The following is a 19,718-nucleotide window of genomic DNA, read 5'->3' on the forward strand; positions in this document are numbered from 1 at the left end:
TAGTACGAAGTACGGAAGACAAGATGAATGAGCTGGTACATATGCTGAATAGAGTACCCGGAACAGCCATTGTGTATGTACGCAACAGGAAGAAGACTAAAGAAATAGCCACCATTCTGCAACAAGCAGGTATTTCGGCAGACTTTTTTCATGCCGGAATTAATTATGCTGAGAAAGAATTGAAACAACAACGCTGGAAAAACGGAGAATGCCGTGTAATTGTCTCCACCAACGCATTTGGTATGGGTATTGATAAACCCGATGTCCGGTTGGTTGTTCACATTGATATGCCTGGTTCGCTGGAAGAATACTATCAGGAAGCCGGTCGTGCTGGAAGAGACGAACAACGGGCCTATGCCGTTGCTTTATGTAATGGAACCGACAGTACGAAATTAAAGAAACGGCTATCGGATGAGTTTCCCGAACGCGATTTCATACTGCGTGTTTACGAGGCTTTAGGTAATTATTACCAGATTGCCGTAGGTTTTGGTCTGGATACGGTGCACGACTTCGTTTTAAACGAATTTTGTTCCGCATTTAAGTTTCCGTTACTGCAGACTCACCACGCGTTGAAGATTTTGGAACTTTCAGGTTACATAGAATATACCGATGAAATCGACAATGCTTCGCGCTTGCTTTTTATAGCTAATAAGGAGGACTTATATAAATACCTTCATCAGGACAAGCAATCCGATGCAATCATACAGGTTATTTTGCGTTCGTACACCGGTTTGTTTGCCGATTATGCCTATATTAACGAGGCGCTGATCGCTACACGTGCCAATGTATCGCAGCAAGAGGTTTACGATACGTTGATTGGTTTGTCAAAATATCATATCGTAAAGTACATACCTCATAAAAAGACACCGCTTATAATTTATACCCAAACGCGGGAAGATCTTAAGTATGTTGTTATACCCCCAAGTGCTTTCGAAGAGCGCAAGCAACGGTTTGAAACCCGAATACAGCGGGTACTGGACTATATCAAAGAAGACCGCAGGTGCCGGAGCCGTATGTTGCTCGAATATTTTGGCGAAGATGGGTCGGCCGACTGCGGATGTTGCGACGTTTGTCTTGCCCGAAACCGTTCGGGGCTTTCCAATCACGAATTCAACACCATTAAAAGCGCCATAGAGAAGACTGCCGGATCAACACCTCTAGAGGTAAGCAAATTAATTCAGAGTCTGCCCCACCCGACAGAGAAAAGCATTACCGTAATTCGTTTTCTTGCCGACAACGATCCTCAATTTCAGCTTTTCGACGGGTATCTGCGCATTATTGAATCCAACGATCAGAAATAGAAATAAAAAAGGCTACGGATTATTCGTTCATGTTACAGCAATGAACGAATAATCCGTAGCCTTTATGCTGTATGGATATTTAATCCTCCATATCTTTGGTAACCAATACCTTGTCTATACGGGCACCATCCATATCCACAATCTCAAACTTGAAGCTCAACCAACGCAGCTTCTCGCCTGTACGTGGCACACGTTCAAGTATTTCAAGAATCAAACCGCTTAATGTGTTATAATCGTGCTCGTTATACAAGTCTTCCATATCAAAATACTCCAGAAACTCATAGAAAGAGAACTGGCCGTCTACCAGCCAGCTACCATCTTCACGCTGAATGATTTCCTGTTCTTCTCCCACTTCGGGAACCTGACCGATCAACCCTTCCATGATATCTTTCAGGGTAACAATCCCTTGAATTCCGCCAAATTCGTCGGTTACCATGGCCGATTTCACCATGGCTTTTTTAAATTGCTCCAGGGCATTGTACACACTTTGATTCTCCGGAACAAATAAAGCCGGACGGATAACCTGACTAAGTTTGAAGTCTGGTGAATCTATTTTACCAAACAAATCTTTCAGGTAAACGATTCCCTGTATATTATCAAACCTTTCGGACGCAACCGGATACACATTGAAAAGATTCTCCTTCACCTTATCGCTGATGGACTGATTCGAATCTGCCACATCCAGCCAAACCAGTTCGCTTCGGTGTGTCATAATTGAACCAACGTTCCTGTCACCCAGATTAAACACACGCTCTACAATGTCTTGCTCTACCTCCTGCACCTCTCCCACATCAAAGCCCTCTTTGATGATTGCTTTTATCTCTTCCTCCGTAACACGATTATCTTCAGTCTTTTCAATTCCGACTAAATATACAACCAGGCGGGTACTTTTGGAAAGCAACCAAACAAAAGGAGATGCTATGAAAGACAAAACAGACATCGGCTTAGCAACAAACATGGAAACTTTTTCGGCAGCACCCATCCCGATTCTTTTAGGAACCAGCTCGCCCAAAACCAACGTAAGATAAGTAACGATAATTACAATCGTTGTTTTAGAGATGATAAGTGAATAGGGTTTTAGCGGTTCAATACCGTCAATTAGCCAAGCCAGCTCTGCAGCAAAGGCTTCGCCGGAATACAAACCGGTCAGGATACCGATCAATGTAATACCGATCTGTACGGTAGACAAAAACTTATCCGGCTGGTTGGCCAGCTCCAAAGCAGCCTTAGCCAGTTTATTTCCCTTTTTTGCATAGGTTTCGAGCCTCGATTTACGTGCAGATACCAACGCAATTTCTGCCATCGACAATAACCCGTTTAAAAGAATAAGACAAATAATAATAAAAATTTCCATTCTCTTATTTGTAAATTAACAGTTGCGAAGTTACAACAAATAATTGAAGATAAACAACGCTTAAATAATATTCATTGATATGTTTCCCCTGATTATTAACACCCCCTTTTTGTTTTCTTTCCGCATTCGTGCTACCTTTGTATCGTATCAGGTCATTTTATAACCTACATAGGAGAATAACTTGCCCCGGACTCTGTTAAAATAGACAAATTGTAAACAGAAATATGATTCCGACACGAAATTTGCATATTACCTATCCATCCTCCCAAAAGATCTATGTGCCGGGAGAGATTAACAGATTGAAAGTCGGCATGCGACTTATTACTCTTTCGGACTCCCTGGTTCCCGACGAAAACGGGAAAAAAGAGAAAAGAAAGAATAATCCGGTGATCGTTTACGACACTACCGGCCCGTATTCCGATGCATCATCAGCGCTATGTATTACCGAAGGAATCCCCCGGATACGTGAAGAATGGTATGCAAGACGCAAAGATCTGGTAAAGCTTGCCGACTTTACCGTCCCCTCTTTTACAACCAATCCAACGGATCCGGCTGCAGAATTTACCTGTTTCCCCAAACAATATTATCCGTTTAAAGCAAAACAAGGCAAGCGAATCACCCAGATGTATTATGCCAAACGCCGAATTATTACGCCGGAGATGGAATATGTGGCCATCAGAGAGAATCAACAGGTGGAAGGACTGGGATTAAAGTCGTTTATCACCCCGGAGTTTGTAAGGAAAGAGATTGCCGCCGGCAGAGCGGTGATACCCGCAAACTTAAATCATCCGGAATCTGAACCGATGATTATAGGAAAGCGGTTTCTGGTTAAAACCAATGCTAACATTGGAAATTCCACACTTTCGACGGATGTGGAAGAAAGCATCGAGAAAATGGTGTGGAGCTGCAAGTGGGGATGCGATACATTGATGGATCTTTCTACCGGTAAATACATCCACGAAACCCGCGAATGGATCATTAGAAACTGTCCGGTTCCTCTGGGCACGGTTCCTGTTTACGAGGCACTGGAGAAGGTAGACGGAAAGATTGAGGACCTTACCTGGGAAGTATTCAGAGACACACTGATTCATCAGGCAGAGCAAGGAGTGGATTACTTCACCATCCATGCCGCACTGTTAAGCAGTCATATCGATTTGGCTATGAACCGTCTTACCGGAATTGTATCCCGCGGCGGCGCTATAATGAGTACGTGGATGAAGATCCATAAACAAGAAAATTTCCTGTATACACATTTCGATGAGATTTGTTCGATTTTAAGTCAGTATGATGCCGTGGTTTCGATTGGAAGCGGACTAAGACCGGGTTCTATTTACGATGCCAATGACATCGCTCAGTTTGCCGAACTTAAAACAATGAACACCCTTACAAAAATAGCCTGGGAACACTTCGTTCAGGTTATTATTGAAGGACCGGGACATGTACCCTTAAACAAGATAAAGGAAAATACATCCGAGCAAAATTATGCCTGTATGGGAGCTCCGTTCCATTCGCTGGGGCCGGTTACAACAGATATTTCTCCGGGCTACGATCATATTAGTGCAGCCATCGGCTCTGCCCAGATTGCCTGGTACGGCGTTTCCATGATTTGTGCCGTTTCACCCAAAGAGCAACTCAATGTACCCAACAAGGAAGATGTACGCGAGGGGGTAATTGCCTCAAAAATAGCGGCTCACGCAGCCGATCTTGCGAAAGGTCAGCCAGGTGCACAGGTGCGGGATAATGCAATAAGCAAAGCCCGGTTCGATTTCAGGTGGAAAGATCTGTTCAATTTATCACTCGATCCGGAAAGGGCAAAACAGTATTACAAGGGAAAAGCAACTAAAAACCCGGAAAACAGTACGATGAACGATACCAACTTCTTTGCCATGAAGCTGAGTATGGATATAAAGAACGGCGAATAACAACCTGTCCTTTCGTCTCAATACAGTATCTTCTAAAAGCAAATAAAGGAAGATTAATCTTCAAAACAGTTACATCTGTACATTGCGCCCATGGAGGCGATACATTGGGCCCATGGGCACGTTTAATCGTCTCCATGGGCCTGATTTACATATCCATGCATATTTCCGGTTAGATGATACTATTTCCGGCGTTAATCAAGCAGGGTTTCCTGCTTAATCTACTAAATGAAAGGGCGTGATTCCCTTTAACGAGAAACACGCCCTTTATACTTATACTCCGCGAAGCAGATTCCTTTACATACAATTATGCAGGAATTGTGCCGGAAATTAAAATCAACACAAGCAAACCTAAGATAGCATACAATTCGGGGAATACAGCCATAACCATGGTGGCACCAAATACGTTATGACCCGATCCGATAGCTGCAATACCATTTGCACAAACTCCAGCCTGACGAATTGCAGAGAAGAAGCCTACTAATCCCATGGCTAAACCTGCTCCAAACACAGCTGTTGCAGCAAAAGAGGAAATTTCAGGTACTAAAAAAGCTTTCAACATAAAATACCCTACAAAACCATAAAGACCCTGAGAACTTGGCAAAGCACTTAAAGCAATATACGAACCTAAAGCATCCGGATTCTTCTTCATAGCACCTACCACAGCGTTACCACTTATTGTAACACCGTAAGCACTACCTATCCCAGTCAATCCAACCATTAAGGCAACTCCAACATACGCTAATAAAATTGGTTCCATAATCATTCTTGTTTTTAAATTATTATTTTAATTATTTTGATTTTCAATAAGATTTATTTCTCTAGTTTAAAAGGAGTAAAGGTTTTTCCACCGCCTCCAAATTCTGCGTTCTTGTAATACTCTACAAATGTAAGACGTAAGGGGTGTACCAATGAGCTAATCATACATAAACCGAAATTTATTGAATGACCTATTAACAATATTAGTAATACCATTACCGAACGTAATACAATATTCATTCCATCCGTCATTGTAAATGCCAACTCATTGAACACCCCACCAAGAATAGCCCCGGTCAGTCCAATGGCAAACAGACGAATATATGATAAAGTATCCCCAAGCAAACCTGATGCAATATTATAGGCATTCCATAAACCTGACCCGAAATTTAAAAATACATTCTTTCCGGGCGAATTATATAATAATGCAACAAGTAAACCGATTGCTATCAATCCATTACATACGTTTAACATCATTGGAGAAAGAGCAATACCCACCATAGGAAGACCGAATGCCGCAATAGCAGCTACTATAACCAAAATCCAGCCAATTGGAGCCACACCATACTTCCAGCCTTTCAGATAGATAACCTGAGCCGCAGCCACACATTTTCCAAATACAATTTGGAGCAGTCCAACTATAATAGATAGCGTCATTAAATTATCGGAATTCAGGAAGTATGCTTTAAAAGCAGATAAAGCCTTCACATCCGCTAATGCAATTCCCAGAAACGATCCGGAAAGCAGACCGAAAATAATGGTAGCCAATCCCAGAAACTGGAACAAAGTAAGGAAAGGACGTAAGTCCGGACCAACCTTACGTTTGAGCAGCGTACAAACCGTAACAATAATGATTCCATAACCGGCATCACCAAAGCAGAATCCAAAGAACATCATAAAGAAGGGTGCGAAAAACGGCGTTGGATCAAACTCATTGTAGTTTGGCAATGAGAACAGCTTGGTGATAGGTTCGAACAAGCGCGAAAAACGGTTGTTTTTCAATTGAATAGGCACATTGTCTTCATCCTTTATTTCGAGCTTCTGGTAATAAATACCTTTATCGTCCAGCATCTTCTCAAGAGCTTCTTCCTTCTCCCTTGGAGCCCAGCCCTCCATCAGCATCAGCTTATCATCGGCTTCCTTGGTTGCCTGCACGATGGCATTGGAATAATTAAACTGATTATGCAGTTTTTTGTCCAGCATATCCAGCGTATTGTAATCCTCCACCGCATATTGCTTCAGTCTGTCTCCAATCGCCTTGATGTCTTCAAGCTGCTTATTATAACGGGCTCTTAACTTTGCCAATCCCCTATCCGGCATCTTTGGCCGTTCGGCATCAATTTCAATTACCTCTCCAATTTTGGTTATGGTAATAAAATACACAACCGATTGATAAGTGGATATCTGTATAGCATTGTATTTCTCTACCCAGTCTTCATTAAATTTAGATGTCGGACAGGTAAAAAAGGTAACATGATAACCTGCACGCTGAAGTTTATTAATGTTTGAATAGGTAAATTCGCCCCAGATCTCCATGTAAGCAATCTCTTTTTCGAGTGTCTGCCTGGCCGATTCCAGCAACGCTTTCTTATCCTGACATTCTTCTATCTTCTGTACCAGTCGTAATCCCTCTTTAACAGAAATATCCCTTGCAGGAGCTTGCTGAACATCCTTCTGGTCCGCCAGCAAGGTCTTAAAGTATCTCTTAAGGGTATCAATCCTTTTACGTTGTATAAGAGACTCTTGCAGCTCCTTATTATCTGCCGTCGATTTGGTTTCAACCAGATGAACCACCCCGGCATCACGCAAATCCGATAAGAATGTTTCGTATTCCTTATGGTAAACCATAAAGGCATATTTATTCATCTTTACAATCATGCTACCTCCTCCTCTTCTTTGAGATTACGTTTTTCCTGGTTAGATCTCATGATTTTTTGCGAAGATTTGGACAGACTTTCTTCGTCTTCCATAAATCTCTTCACCTTGCGGATCGCATCCTTATAGCCCGGAATCTGTACTTTCTCAAAAAGATTTACTTTTTGAGTAGTCTTCTTCCTTGCATGCTCCAACAACTCCAGCTTCATGCCCGAAAACTCGGCCTCTATACCCGTACGTGCCAAAACCTTAAGCAACTCAATGCCATCGGCATACCACGAAGGGGAATTGAACAGACTGTACGTACCTATCTCGAATTCTATATCATTCAAAACAGGCACAAGTACACCGGCAATTTTTCTTGTGGAAAGTGTAACATCCTTAACCTTTATAAGTGAAGGATTGAACTCATTCCATAGAGCAACCATATTTTCGTAACTGCGAATTTCTTCTTCAAGCTGGAGTTCCAATGATCTTACCTCGTCTTTTGTGCGCTTCACCTCAATACGTAAGGCACTCTCCTTACTTTTAATGGTTGGAAGAGAGCGTTCGCGTACTTTGAGTTGTTTCTCAAGCTGCTGCAACGAAGTTTTGTTATATTGAAACTTTATAGCCATAGGTTATTCTTTTACTTTCCAGTATTGATCAACAAGCGCTTGCTTGATGTTCACTTCCTGTGGTTTAAAATGTTTAGAGAACAATTCCCAGGTAACATCAAGCATCTCTGTAGTATTCAGGTTTACGTCGATAGCCAAAAGTTTTTTAGAATAGTCTTTGGCATAGTTTAACGTACGAATATCATAATCCGTAAGGTCGAATCCGTTTTCAAGTTTTGTCTTTGCATTTGCGGCATCGGCATACAAACGTACAGCTGCATTCATAACCTGCGGATGGTCTTCGCGCGTTTTCTTACCTGTAACAAGCTGTTTAAGACGAGACAAGCTGCGGAACGGGTCAACAATTACTTTACCCACGTCGCTATCCCTGCGCAAATACAGCTGACCTTCAGTAATATATCCTGTATTATCGGGTACTGCATGCGTAATATCGCCACCCGATAAAGTAGTTACCGCAATAATTGTAATTGATCCACCGGCCGGGAATTGTACTGCCTTCTCATAAATCTTGGCAAGATCCGAATACAACGAACCCGGCATTGAATCTTTGGAAGGAATCTGGTCCATACGGTTAGATACGATTGCCAAAGCATCCGCATAGTTGGTCATGTCCGTAAGCAATACCAACACCTTCTCGTTCTTCTCAACAGCAAAATACTCAGCAGCACATAAAGCCATGTCCGGAATAAGAATACGCTCCACCGAGGGATCTTCCGTAGTATTGATAAAACTTACAATACGATCGAGAGCTCCTGCATTGCTGAAAGTATTTTTAAAGAAAAGATAATCGTCGTTGGTCATACCCATTCCGCCCAGAATAATCTTGTCCGATTGTGCACGCAAGGCAACCATCGCCATTACCTGGTTGAAAGGCTGGTCGGGGTCTGCAAAGAACGGAATCTTCTGACCTGTTACCAGCGTATTATTAAGGTCGATACCCGCAATACCTGTAGCAATAAGTTCGGAAGGTTGTTTACGTCGTACCGGATTCACAGAGGGACCACCAATCTCTACATCTTTACCTTCGGGTATTGGTCCGCCATCAATCGGATCACCGTAGGCATTGAAAAAGCGACCGGCCAATTGATCTCCTACTTTAAGTGAAGGAGCCTTGCCCATGAAAACAACCTCTGCGTTGGTACGAATACCTTCCGTACCCGAAAAAACCTGCAAAGTTACCTCGTCGCCGATAATTTTTACTACCTGAGCCAGCTTGCCATCTACAGAAGCCAACTCATCATACCCTACTCCTGCAGCTTTAAGCGAACAAGTAGCTTTCGTAATCTGGGTAATTTTCGTATATATTTTTTGAAATGCTTTTGTTGCCATATCTTTAATTATTTACAATTCGCTCAGCAAGTATCTCATCCAACTGCTCGTTAAACTTCTTGAATTCTGCACTTTCCCACTCAGAATAGTTCATCTGTTTAAAGACATTGATCAGCTTCTTGAAATAGTCCATTACCTCAGTAAAGCCATCAAATCTGAAGTCCGAACGACAAATCCGGCTCACTCTGTCCATCATGAATTCCTGACGGTTAAGAGGCGTAACTGCATCAATGGCATCAAATGCATCCTGTTGCAAAATAACGAAGTCGATCAACTCCGATTTCCAGAACGTAATATGATATTCTACAGGCACACCATCATCACCCAGGATATTGATTTGCTCGGCAATCTCTTTACCACGCAGCATACGTGTTTTAATTTCGTCAACCATTTCAATCCAGTTTGGAGATATATGCTTGGCAATATACTCCTGAAACTCGGGGTATTCAAGGTACTTTGAATAACTGTCTATCGGATTTACAGCCGGATAACGCTTGCGGTCTGCACGCTCCTGCTCCAACGCATAGAAACAACGGGCCACCTTCTTTGTATTTTCGGTAACAGGTTCTTTAAGGTTACCACCGGCAGGTGATACGGTACCTATAAAGGTTACAGATCCAGAAGCTCCATTTTTAAGTTCTACGAATCCTGCACGCGCATAGAAGTTGGCAACAATGGCAGATAAGTCCATCGGGAATGCATCCGGTCCGGGCAATTCTTCCAAACGGTTAGACATTTCACGCAATGCCTGTGCCCAACGTGAAGTAGAGTCGGCCATCAACAATACCTTCAATCCCATACTACGATAGTATTCGGCGATGGTCATAGCTGTATAAACCGAAGCTTCACGAGCTGCCACCGGCATGTTTGAAGTATTAGCAATGATAATAGTACGTTCCATCAATTTACGACCGGTGTGCGGATCTACCAGGTGAGGGAACTCTGCAAAGATTTCTACAACCTCATTTGCACGTTCTCCACAAGCTGCGATAATTACGATATCTGCCTCGGCCTGTTTAGATATGGCGTGCTGCAGAACGGTCTTACCAGTTCCGAACGGTCCGGGAATAAATCCTGTACCACCTTCAACAATGGGGTTTACCGTATCGATGATACGAACACCGGTTTCCAGCAGTTTATAAGGTCTCGGTTTTAATTTATAACATGTTAAAGCCTTTTTTACCGGCCACTTCTGAATCATTGTAACCACAGTGTCGTTACCCTCTTCGTCCGTTATAACAGCGATGGTATCTTCTATTTTATAGGAACCTGCACCCACAATCGATTTTATGGTAAACGAACCTTCCAAAACAAAAGGCACCATGATTTTATGGGGTTGTAAATTTTCATTCACTTCGCCCAACCAGCTACCGGCTTCCACCTTGTCGCCAACGGCAGCCAAAGGTTTAAACTCCCAAAGTTGATCGTTATTCAAGGCATAGGTGTAATCTCCACGCTTCAGAAATACACCGTCCATTTTATCGAGGTCGTTCTGTAATCCGTCGTAGTTGCGGGATAGCATACCGGGTCCTAAAGTAACCTCAAGCATATGACCCTCAAATACAGCTTCATCTCCTACCCGCATACCACGGGTACTTTCAAATACCTGAACAAAAGCGTTCTTACCTATTACTTTAATTACTTCCGACATCAGCTTTACGCCTCCAACGGAAATGTAACAGATCTCATTCTGCGAAACCGGACCATCAACCTCTAATGTAACAAGGTTAGATACGATTCCTTTCACAATTCCTTTCGTTGCCATAACTATTTATTATTGTTTCTTTTAAATTCTTCCAATGCACTCACACTTCCTTTCTTCATCCCTTTTACAAGTTCGCGGAATGTTTTCTCTCCGGCCTCTTTATCCAGGGTAACCCAACGTTCAATCATTTCCAGTTTAAGCATATAGGCAAAGACACTTTCTATATCAAAAGTTTTAAAAAATGTCTTTTCATCAAGCCAGTTCCACTTTAACACATCCAGCTTCTTTTCACGTAATGTTAAATCCGGCTCTTCTGCAATCCTTATAAGTTCAGGAAGATAATCTACTTCATCCCCTAGTCCGAAGTCGCGCGCATTAGACGATCGGATCGATTCTGCCACTTTATTATTTCCAATAATATAAGCTTTCTTGTCCCATCCGAATTTTCTGCAAGTTATTGCCGAAAGAATATTGTTGATATTCAGATTCAGCTCAAACCATTCCGAAACAAACTTATTACTGCACTTCATTGCATAAGCGTAATAAAGTGAAGCCAAATAGTCTTCCCATGTTATTAATTCCGGACTATCCTGATTGGCAAGATAAACAGAAAGAAATTGGGCAAAATAGGCAGGCAATTTGCTGTTTTTGGGAGCTTTTACTCCCTCCTTGAGGGCTTGTATTAGCGTTTGATATTCCTCATAGGTAATTCGTCCACGCGGATCGGGATCCAGGTCGCGGAACCGGAAGTAAGACTTCAGATTTTTATTGTCGAATTTATTGAAATAGAGGTTTATCAGCTTTATATCGCTACTTGTGAGTATAGAGTCCAATTCTTCTCTAAAAGATAAAAGTGTATAGTTTACTTTGGTATCTTCCAGCGAAATATTGGGCAGCCCAGCGATTAATGCATAATATTTACTCATATCAGAATAGCATTTCTACCAAAGCCGGACGAAGAAATTCTTTAAAGAAAGCAACAAATTCGGCTTCACCGAAAGAAACTTTATAAGAACCGTCAGCTGGTAATATGGTAAACGAAGCCGGTTTTCCATTTACTTGTTCAATTTTCACCCCTTTATCTAAAAGAGATTTGGCATTGGCTTCAAAATATTTATTCAAAGATTCAGCATCTTCAGTCTGAATGGTAAGAGCTTCTTTCTTTACCCATTCTTTAGCCATCTCGAGCATAATTTTATGCATAAATTCTTTATCTGATACAATCGCAGATACATTTGAAGTCGCAATTTTACCATTTATAAGATTCGCAATTTCACTCTTCAATGCCTCTACGTATTGTGCAGCAAATAACTTTAATTCAGCTTCAGTATTCTTTTTAAGTTCCGAAGCCTGTTTTTCGGCTGCTGCAATAATCTGTTGTGCTTCCGCCTGGGCATTGTTAAGTATGGAATTTTGTTTTTCCACTGCTTCAGCAATTATGCGAGACGCCTCCTCATTACCTTTCTCTACTCCTTCTTTGTAGATCTTATCGGTCAGTTCCTGAATCTTTGTATCCATTTCCATCTATAGTTTTATGTAATTGTCCAAAAATAACGTCCACAAAGTTATTCTTTTCCCCGAATAATACATTAATTTAATGTAAAAACTCAAAAAAAACAAGCATGATGTGGCAGCTCTGTTATTCAAAGATTATATCGTAATCACAAATTATTATAAACCAAATAAATAACGCTCTTTTATCAAAATCACAAATCTAAAGTAGGATCTTTTATAATAGATTAAATGTTTTACTATGGTATTGATAATAAATTGCTTTTTGCAAAAATATTGTTTTTTGATTTAAATGGCAAAAGAGACAGCATTTAATTGTAGTCAAAATATACTTTTATATAGTCAACATTTACTAACTTTGTCAGTAAAATAACTAAATATGCTTACATTCAGACAAGCCACAGAATCAGATTGCCAGTTGATACAATCTCTTGCTTCCCAAACATGGGAAGATACATATAAAAACATATTAACGAAAGCTCAATTGGATTATATGTTTGAAATGATGTATTCAATCGAAAATATTAAAAAACAGATGAACGAGCTGCACCATCTGTTTTTCATCGTTGAAGACGATCATACTCCCTGTGCTTATTGCTCAATCGAACAAAAGGATGATTTCCTGTTTAACTTTCAGAAAATTTATGCCGTGCCCACTGTTCATGGAAAAGGAATCGGGAGATATCTTATTGAACAGGGAATTGAATACATTAAAACACATTTTCCAACAGCATCTAAAGTTGAGCTTTATGTAAACAGATTTAATCCGGCAGTCGACTTTTACAAACACATGGGATTTGAAATAGAAAGCACCAGGGATCATCATATCGGAAATGATTTCTACATGAATGATTTTATCATGGTAAAGACTATTTAATCACTGCCCGGATTGTTATATATATGAAGCATAACTTGAACAAGGAATTAAATAAGATGGTACAATCATGAAATACAAATCATTAGTATTCTTAATTGTTTGTGTTTTGGCTTGTTCTTTTTCATCTTGCCGAAGCGTACAACTGAGAGATAAACACAAAACAGAGAAGTCGGACGTTGTATCTAAAACGGAAGTTCAACCCTGATGAAATCTATATTATAGATAATACTAAAAAGGAGAAAGCTTAAGGCAAAGTCTTTAAATATCTCTGCTTATAAATAATTATTTGGAAACTATGATATGCATAAAATAAAGGAGGGAACCTCAATAACCTGAGGTTCCCTCCTTCTTTCTTATACGATATCTATTTCTTTTCTATCCGGATGCGGGCATCCACAGCAAACAGGCCTCGATCGGTTGCAAGCAAAGGATTGATGTCTATTTCCTTTATTTCCGTTGCAAAACGCAGCAAGGTGGATAGCCGTACAATAATATCGGCATATTGTTGTTCATCAATACCTTTCTGCCCTCTTGTTCCTTTAATAATGGGATAACCTCTTAAAGACCTGATCATGGAGTACGCTTCATCATACGACAATGGAGACAGACCATACGATACATCTTTGAGTACTTCAACAAAAATTCCTCCAAGTCCACATAAAACAACATGCCCGAACTTTTCTTCATATTTAGCTCCTAAAAATAATTCGGTTCCTTTCAGCATGGGTTGTACCATGATGGAAGTTACTTCTGGCAAACGCATCATCCGTTCAAATTCAAAAAGAAGATGTTCTTCGTATTTGATATTTAGTGCTACGCCGCCTATATCACTTTTATGAACAGGTCCTACAACCTTAGCCACCACAGGATATTTTACCTTTCTGGCAAATTCAATTATTTCGTCTTTATCGTCCGAAGTAAACTCGGCAACCATCGGTATATTTGCGGCCCCGAGTAGTCTGCGCACCTGCGAAGGATTCAAATACCCGTCAGCTGGCAACTGATCGATGATCCTTCTTACTTCGGGCACATCCACTCCATACAATTGTATATCCGTACTGGCCGGCGTTGGCGTATTCAATACCCTGGACAAGGCTGTTCCTAATGTTACTTCGTCCGAAAAATTAACATGACCTTTCTTTATAAAGCTGCGTACTTCGGGACCAGCCGTAACAATAGAAGGCAATATTGGGAAGATAGGCTTCTTACATTGTCCCATCTTTTTATGAAGTACCTCATAGGCATCATAAACGTTCACTACTCCCGGACTACCAAAAATAACCATCATCAAATCGACTTCGTCAAATTTATTCTCGCAATAATCAATTACAGTTGCAAGATGTTCCGGAGTTCCCGTACCTATGATATCGATAGGATTTCCCACAGCTGCACCCGGATATAGTTTCGATTTGAGTTCGTTTGCAATTGGTCCCTCCAGATTCGGAACATTAAGATGCCCCTTGGAGAGTGCGTCTGCCAACATAACCGCGGGACCTCCGGCATGGGTGATGATTGCACAATTCTTTCCTCTCACCTCATTCAAGGTAAAAATACTGGCTACGGTAGTTAATTCCTCCCTGCTGAAACAGCGTACGATACCGGCTTTACGGAACAATGCCTCTACCGCCGAATCCGAACTTGCAATGGCACCTGTATGCGATGATGCAGCTCTTTTACCTGAATCGGTACTTCCGGCTTTGATGGCTGCAATGCGACATCCTTTTTTTATCAACGATGACGCGTGATACAGCAACTTATCAGGCTGTTTTATGCTTTCAATATAAAGCATCTTTATTTTTGAATCTGTAACCGGATTAAAATTACGATCCATGTATTCAAGTACATCCTCTACCCCGTTTTGCTTTGAATTACCTACAGACCATACCGACGAGAAACGCAATCCTTTTGTTAAGGCCGATTCGAGAATGAAAAGCGCAGTACCACCCGAACTTGAAATAAAATCTACTCCATCGTGATGAAATTCAGGAACCGGCTGAGTAAATACTCCGTGATAATTAGTATTCATCACACCGATGCAATTAGGTCCTATAAATGAGGCTCCGGCTTCGTTGATTATGTCCAACAGTTGATTTTCAATAATTCCTCCTTCAACAGTTTCTTCTCCGAATCCTGCGGATATTATAATAAAAGCCCGAACATTTTTTTGTTTGGCCAGAACTTCAACTACCTCGGGACACGCTTTCCCCGGGATAGATATGATAGCGAGCTCCGTATCGGGGATTTCTGCAACATTTGCATAAGATTTAACCCCTTGCACTTCGGTTTCTTTGGCATTAACTACGTATAAGTCTCCTTTATATTTTCCATCAAGCAGGTTACGCACCAGCCTTCCTCCCGGCTTCTGTACATTGTTGGATCCGCCAACAATAACAATACTTTGGGGGTTTATGAGTTCTCTGTTAATCATAACGTTTAATTAGTTGAATTTCCTGGTTGGTAAATCAGCCTTTTTCCAGCCAAAAAATGGTATTTGTTTTATATCAATTTACATCTTCTTATAATCAGTCCAGCAATATCAAATAGAGCATAGCGGCCAACGTAGATCCCAGAAGCGGACCGATCAACGGAACCCAGGAATATGACCACTGACTGCCTCCTTTGTCTTTAATGGGCAAAACGGTGTGCATAAACCGGGGAGCTAAATCTCTCGCGGGATTAATCGCATAGCCGGTGGTACCTCCAAGAGAAAGACCAATAACCCAAACCGTAAAAGCGACCGGGATTGCACCTACAGAGCCTAAACCAATAGGAATTGTCACCTTCTCATTTAACATCTGAGCTTCTCCTTTTGTAATATAGAATACCACAAACATCAGAACAAATGTACCAATTACTTCCGATAAAAAGTTCCTAAACGGATTCCTTATTTCAGGAACTGTACAGAAAACACCTAATTTGGATACTTTGTTTTCTGTAATGTCAAAATGATCCTTATAAAACATCCAAACCATCAGCGCACCGGTAGCAGCACCTAAGAACTGTGCCACAATATAGGATAAAACATTGCTCCAGGGAAAAGTACCGGCTACCGCCAGACCAATTGAAATGGCTGGATTTAAATGGGCGCCACTATACGGCCCGGCAACTACCACACCTATAAAAACACCCATAGCCCATGCTGTAGTAATTACCATCCAACCGGAGTTATTTCCTTTCGTTTTTTCTAAAACCACATTGGCGACAACACCTCCACCCATTAAAATCATGATTGCTGTACCAATATATTCAGCTACAAACGGAGTCATATTAATTGTATTTTTAAGATTATTACTCGGCCCATTGTAAAGTACGTCCTACAGCTTTATGCCACTGATGTAGCAAAGCTACCGATTCTTCTTCCGACATGGAAGACGTGAATGTCCTGTCAACACTCCACTGTTCCTGCAAATCGGACATATCTTTCCAATATCCTACAGCCAGACCAGCCAGATAAGCCACTCCTAAAGCAGTTGTTTCAAGAACTTTAGGCCGGACCACCGGACAACGACATATATCTGCCTGAAACTGCATCAAAAAACAATTGGCAACAGCCCCTCCGTCCACACGAATTTCCTTGAGCTTCGATTTAATATCATTCTCCATTGAATTCAGAACGTCATACACCTGATAGCTAATTCCTTCAAGAGCTGCACGTGTTATATGTGCTGCAGTAGTACCACGTGTTATACCCATGATCGCTCCCCTGGCATATTGATCCCAATAGGGAGCGCCTAAACCTGTTAGTGCAGGTACGAAGTATACGCCTCCATTGTCGGGAACAGACTCGGCCATCTGCTCTGTAACAGCAGCGTTGGGTATAAGTCTGATTCCATCACGCAGCCACTGTACCACTGCACCTCCCACAAACACACTGCCCTCCAGGGCATAAGTTACCTCTTCACCAATCTTCCATGCGATGGTGGTTAACAGGTTATTATGTGACACAACCGGCTTCTTTCCTGTATTCATAACCATAAAACAGCCTGTACCATAGGTTGTTTTAGTCATCCCCTCTTCCAGACAAAGCTGACCAAACAAAGCCGACTGCTGATCACCGGCTATTCCTGCGACAGGAATTCCGGATGAAAAGATCGGACTTTTGGTTTCACAATATACTTCACTGCTGGTTTTAACTTCAGGTAGCATTGATTCTGGTATTGTGAATAATTCCAGTAATTCTTTATCCCACTCAAGTGTATGAATATTGAATAACATGGTACGGGATGCATTGCTTACATCTGTAATATGTTTTTCTCCTCTGGATAATTTCCAAACCAACCAGGAATCAACAGTTCCAAAACAAAGCTCTCCTCTATTCGCCCTTTCTCTGATTCCTTTTACATTATCTAATATCCATTTTATTTTAGTAGCCGAAAAATAGGCATCTATTACCAGTCCGGTTTTATTATGAATCATCTCGGCATACCCATTTGCTTTAAGCTCTTCACAATAGTCGGCCGTCCGTCTGTCTTGCCAGACAATTGCATTGTAAACAGGAAACCCCGTTTCTTTATCCCACACAATGGTCGTTTCACGCTGGTTAGTAATTCCTATACAGGCTATGTTTTTATCTGTCAGATCTGCTTTTGCCATAGCTTCCATAATAACCGAGCTTTGAGAGTACCAAATTTCATTCGGATCGTGCTCAACCCATCCGAGTTTAGGAAAGTATTGCTGAAAGTCTTTTTGAGAGGTTATTACAATCTCTCCCTGATGATTGAAAATTATGGCACGCGAACTAGTAGTTCCCTGATCAAGTGCAAGTACATATTTATTCTTGAAATTCATAATTGTATTAATTTACATTTTAAGATATTAGTATATTAGAATTCGGTTTAATTTGTTATAATATAGCTGGAAGCCAAATCGTTAAAGGATTGGATTTGCTTATCTATCCATTGTTGGTCTTTCTGACGCTCTGTAGCAATGATCCGGGCTGTTCGGGGAGCCATTTCCAGGGCTGCTTTCGCATCCAGGAAAAGTATACGGAGTCTCCTTGCTAAGACGTCCTCAAGCGTAAGAGCCATTTCATTTCTAACGATCCAAATAATTTCTCCCACTGAATATGTATACTGAGGATGCAACTTTTCACCCAAGGTTGGTGACGAAGCAATAAATGATCTGATTTCCTCTGCATCCGTACCATATACATACAGCGGATCGTTATAATCCGGATTTTCTTTACATCCGTGGATTTTATAGGTCTCAGTAACACATTCCGGAGCCTTTAAATGCATCCTGGCATATGCCAAATCAATCGTATCCTGAGCCATCTTTCGATAAGTTGTCCATTTACCACCTATGATAGTTATTAATCCCGATTTTTCTACAATCAATTTATGACTCCGGGAAATCTCTTTTGTTTTTTTATCCTCACTTCTAGGTGCTGCCAAAGGCCTTAGACCTGCAAATACAGATAGAACATCTTTTCTTTGCGGGGGCTTGGTAAGGTACTTACCGGCAGTATTTAAAATAAAATCAATCTCTTGTTCTAGGGCAACCGGCTCCAGCAATGCATGCTTCATCAGTGTATCCGTAGTGCCAACTACCACTTTATCATGCCAGGGAACTGCAAATAATACCCGTCCATCGGCAGTTTTTGGTATCATAACGGCATAATTACTTTGTAAAAACGACGCGTCGAGCACCAAATGAACTCCCTGACTGGGACGTACAGTAGGCTTTATCCCGGGTTCGTCCATCTGAAGTATATCATCTGCAAAAACACCTGTTGCGTTGATAACAACCTTCGATTTAACCACATGTTGCTCGCCGGTTTCCATATCCATCACTTCAACGCCACAAACCTTTCCCTCCTGTTTAATCAGGTTCGTAACCTTCATATAATTTAGGACACATGCCCCTGCATCAACCGCCGTTTGAGCGATATTGATTGCCAGACGCGAATCGTCAAACTGTCCGTCGTGATATATTACTCCGGCTTTCATTCCCTTTTTGCGTAACATAGGAATTGTTTTAACGGCCCGCTTCGGACCAATACAAAAAGAACGGCCGAATCCCAGGTTTGCAGCCATTAAATCATATAATATCAGTCCGATTGTATAAAAAGCACCTTCCCACCAACGATAACATGGAATCAAAAAAGATTGATTCTTCACCAAATGTGAAGCATTTTTCCTTAGTAATCCCCGTTCTCGAAGAGCTTCGAGAACCAATGAGACATCTCCCTGAGCCAAATAACGAACTCCGCCATGAACTAACTTTGTACTTCGACTGGATGTTCCTTTGGTAAAATCGTCTTGTTCAAACAATGCGACACTTGCCCCACGGGTTATCGCATCCAAAGCAATTCCTAAACCAGTAGCTCCCCCACCGATAACAATAAAGTCGAAGGTATTTTCATGAGTAACCAGTTGATGCAACAGCGCGTTTCGTTTCATATCAATAGCGATTTAGATTAACAAACACAAATGTAAATATTTGTTTGATTTAAGCTGAATTATTAGTTC

15 protein-coding genes are annotated in these 19,718 nt (G+C 41.3%); 3 read left to right on the forward strand and 12 right to left on the reverse strand.

The genetic code is table 11. From position 1 onward, the window contains the following. On the forward strand, positions 1-1,301 hold a 1,301-nt coding region (locus AB7E53_RS00835; protein ID WP_446773619.1), incomplete at its 5' end, for a helicase-related protein. 79 nt (positions 1,302-1,380) lie between these two features. Here the strand turns inward: AB7E53_RS00835 and AB7E53_RS00840 are convergent. After that, positions 1,381-2,655, reverse strand: coding sequence for a hemolysin family protein (locus tag AB7E53_RS00840; protein ID WP_446773621.1), 1,275 nt, complete (start codon positions 2,653-2,655; stop codon positions 1,381-1,383). Between the two features lie 224 nt (positions 2,656-2,879). Here AB7E53_RS00840 and thiC point away from each other — a divergent pair, with 224 nt between their 5' ends. Then, entirely contained in the window at positions 2,880-4,577 is a 1,698-nt protein-coding gene (gene thiC / locus AB7E53_RS00845; protein WP_446773623.1) for a phosphomethylpyrimidine synthase ThiC, read from the forward strand. A 304-nt stretch (positions 4,578-4,881) separates the two neighbouring features. Here the strand turns inward: thiC and AB7E53_RS00850 are convergent, their stop codons facing one another. Genes AB7E53_RS00850 through AB7E53_RS00880 form a run of 7 tightly spaced genes read right to left on the reverse strand, consistent with a single transcriptional unit; the run spans position 4,882 to position 12,377 of the window. Further along, positions 4,882-5,334, reverse strand: coding sequence for an ATPase (locus AB7E53_RS00850; RefSeq protein ID WP_179398255.1), 453 nt, complete (start codon positions 5,332-5,334; stop codon positions 4,882-4,884). 53 nt (positions 5,335-5,387) lie between these two features. Beyond that, a complete protein-coding gene (locus AB7E53_RS00855; protein WP_446773625.1) occupies positions 5,388-7,211 on the reverse strand; it encodes a V-type ATP synthase subunit I in 1,824 nt (607 codons plus the stop codon). Continuing rightward, positions 7,208-7,825, reverse strand: coding sequence for a V-type ATP synthase subunit D (locus AB7E53_RS00860; protein WP_068183904.1), 618 nt, complete (start codon positions 7,823-7,825; stop codon positions 7,208-7,210). Before AB7E53_RS00860 ends, AB7E53_RS00855 begins: the two co-directional genes overlap by 4 nt. A 3-nt stretch (positions 7,826-7,828) precedes the next feature. Continuing rightward, a complete protein-coding gene (locus tag AB7E53_RS00865) occupies positions 7,829-9,154 on the reverse strand; it encodes a V-type ATP synthase subunit B (protein ID WP_179398253.1) in 1,326 nt (441 codons plus the stop codon). A gap of 4 nt (positions 9,155-9,158) precedes the next feature. After that, positions 9,159-10,919, reverse strand: coding sequence for a V-type ATP synthase subunit A (locus AB7E53_RS00870; protein ID WP_079682998.1), 1,761 nt, complete (start codon positions 10,917-10,919; stop codon positions 9,159-9,161). Positions 10,920-10,921: 2 nt separating this feature from the next. After that, on the reverse strand, positions 10,922-11,785 hold the full coding sequence (locus tag AB7E53_RS00875; protein WP_179398252.1) for a DUF2764 domain-containing protein: 864 nt from the start codon (positions 11,783-11,785) through the stop codon (positions 10,922-10,924). A gap of 1 nt (position 11,786) precedes the next feature. Next, positions 11,787-12,377: a hypothetical protein gene (locus tag AB7E53_RS00880; RefSeq protein WP_079683083.1), complete on the reverse strand. Its 591-nt coding sequence runs from the start codon at positions 12,375-12,377 to the stop codon at positions 11,787-11,789. 373 nt (positions 12,378-12,750) lie between these two features. On the opposite strand from AB7E53_RS00880, the gene AB7E53_RS00885 reads away from it, so the two are divergent. After that, entirely contained in the window at positions 12,751-13,248 is a 498-nt protein-coding gene (locus AB7E53_RS00885; protein WP_079683000.1) for a GNAT family N-acetyltransferase, read from the forward strand. Positions 13,249-13,612: 364 nt separating this feature from the next. Here the strand turns inward: AB7E53_RS00885 and AB7E53_RS00890 are convergent, their stop codons facing one another. The 4 genes from AB7E53_RS00890 to AB7E53_RS00905 all read right to left on the reverse strand — a co-directional run bounded on the left by AB7E53_RS00890 (position 13,613) and on the right by AB7E53_RS00905 (position 19,649). Further along, positions 13,613-15,676, reverse strand: coding sequence for an acetate--CoA ligase family protein (locus tag AB7E53_RS00890; RefSeq protein WP_068183919.1), 2,064 nt, complete (start codon positions 15,674-15,676; stop codon positions 13,613-13,615). A gap of 94 nt (positions 15,677-15,770) precedes the next feature. Next, the gene (locus tag AB7E53_RS00895; RefSeq protein WP_446773627.1) at positions 15,771-16,514 is read right to left on the reverse strand and encodes an MIP/aquaporin family protein; all 744 of its coding nucleotides are present in this window, start codon (positions 16,512-16,514) and stop codon (positions 15,771-15,773) included. 22 nt (positions 16,515-16,536) lie between these two features. After that, positions 16,537-18,036, reverse strand: coding sequence for a glycerol kinase GlpK (glpK, locus tag AB7E53_RS00900; RefSeq protein ID WP_446773629.1), 1,500 nt, complete (start codon positions 18,034-18,036; stop codon positions 16,537-16,539). Between the two features lie 47 nt (positions 18,037-18,083). Beyond that, positions 18,084-19,649: an FAD-dependent oxidoreductase gene (locus tag AB7E53_RS00905; RefSeq protein ID WP_446773631.1), complete on the reverse strand. Its 1,566-nt coding sequence runs from the start codon at positions 19,647-19,649 to the stop codon at positions 18,084-18,086. Between the last annotated feature and the right edge of the window lie 69 nt (positions 19,650-19,718).

It is taken from the genome of Macellibacteroides sp., assembly GCF_050251695.1.
GTDB classification, from domain to species: Bacteria; Bacteroidota; Bacteroidia; order Bacteroidales; family Tannerellaceae; genus Macellibacteroides; species Macellibacteroides fermentans.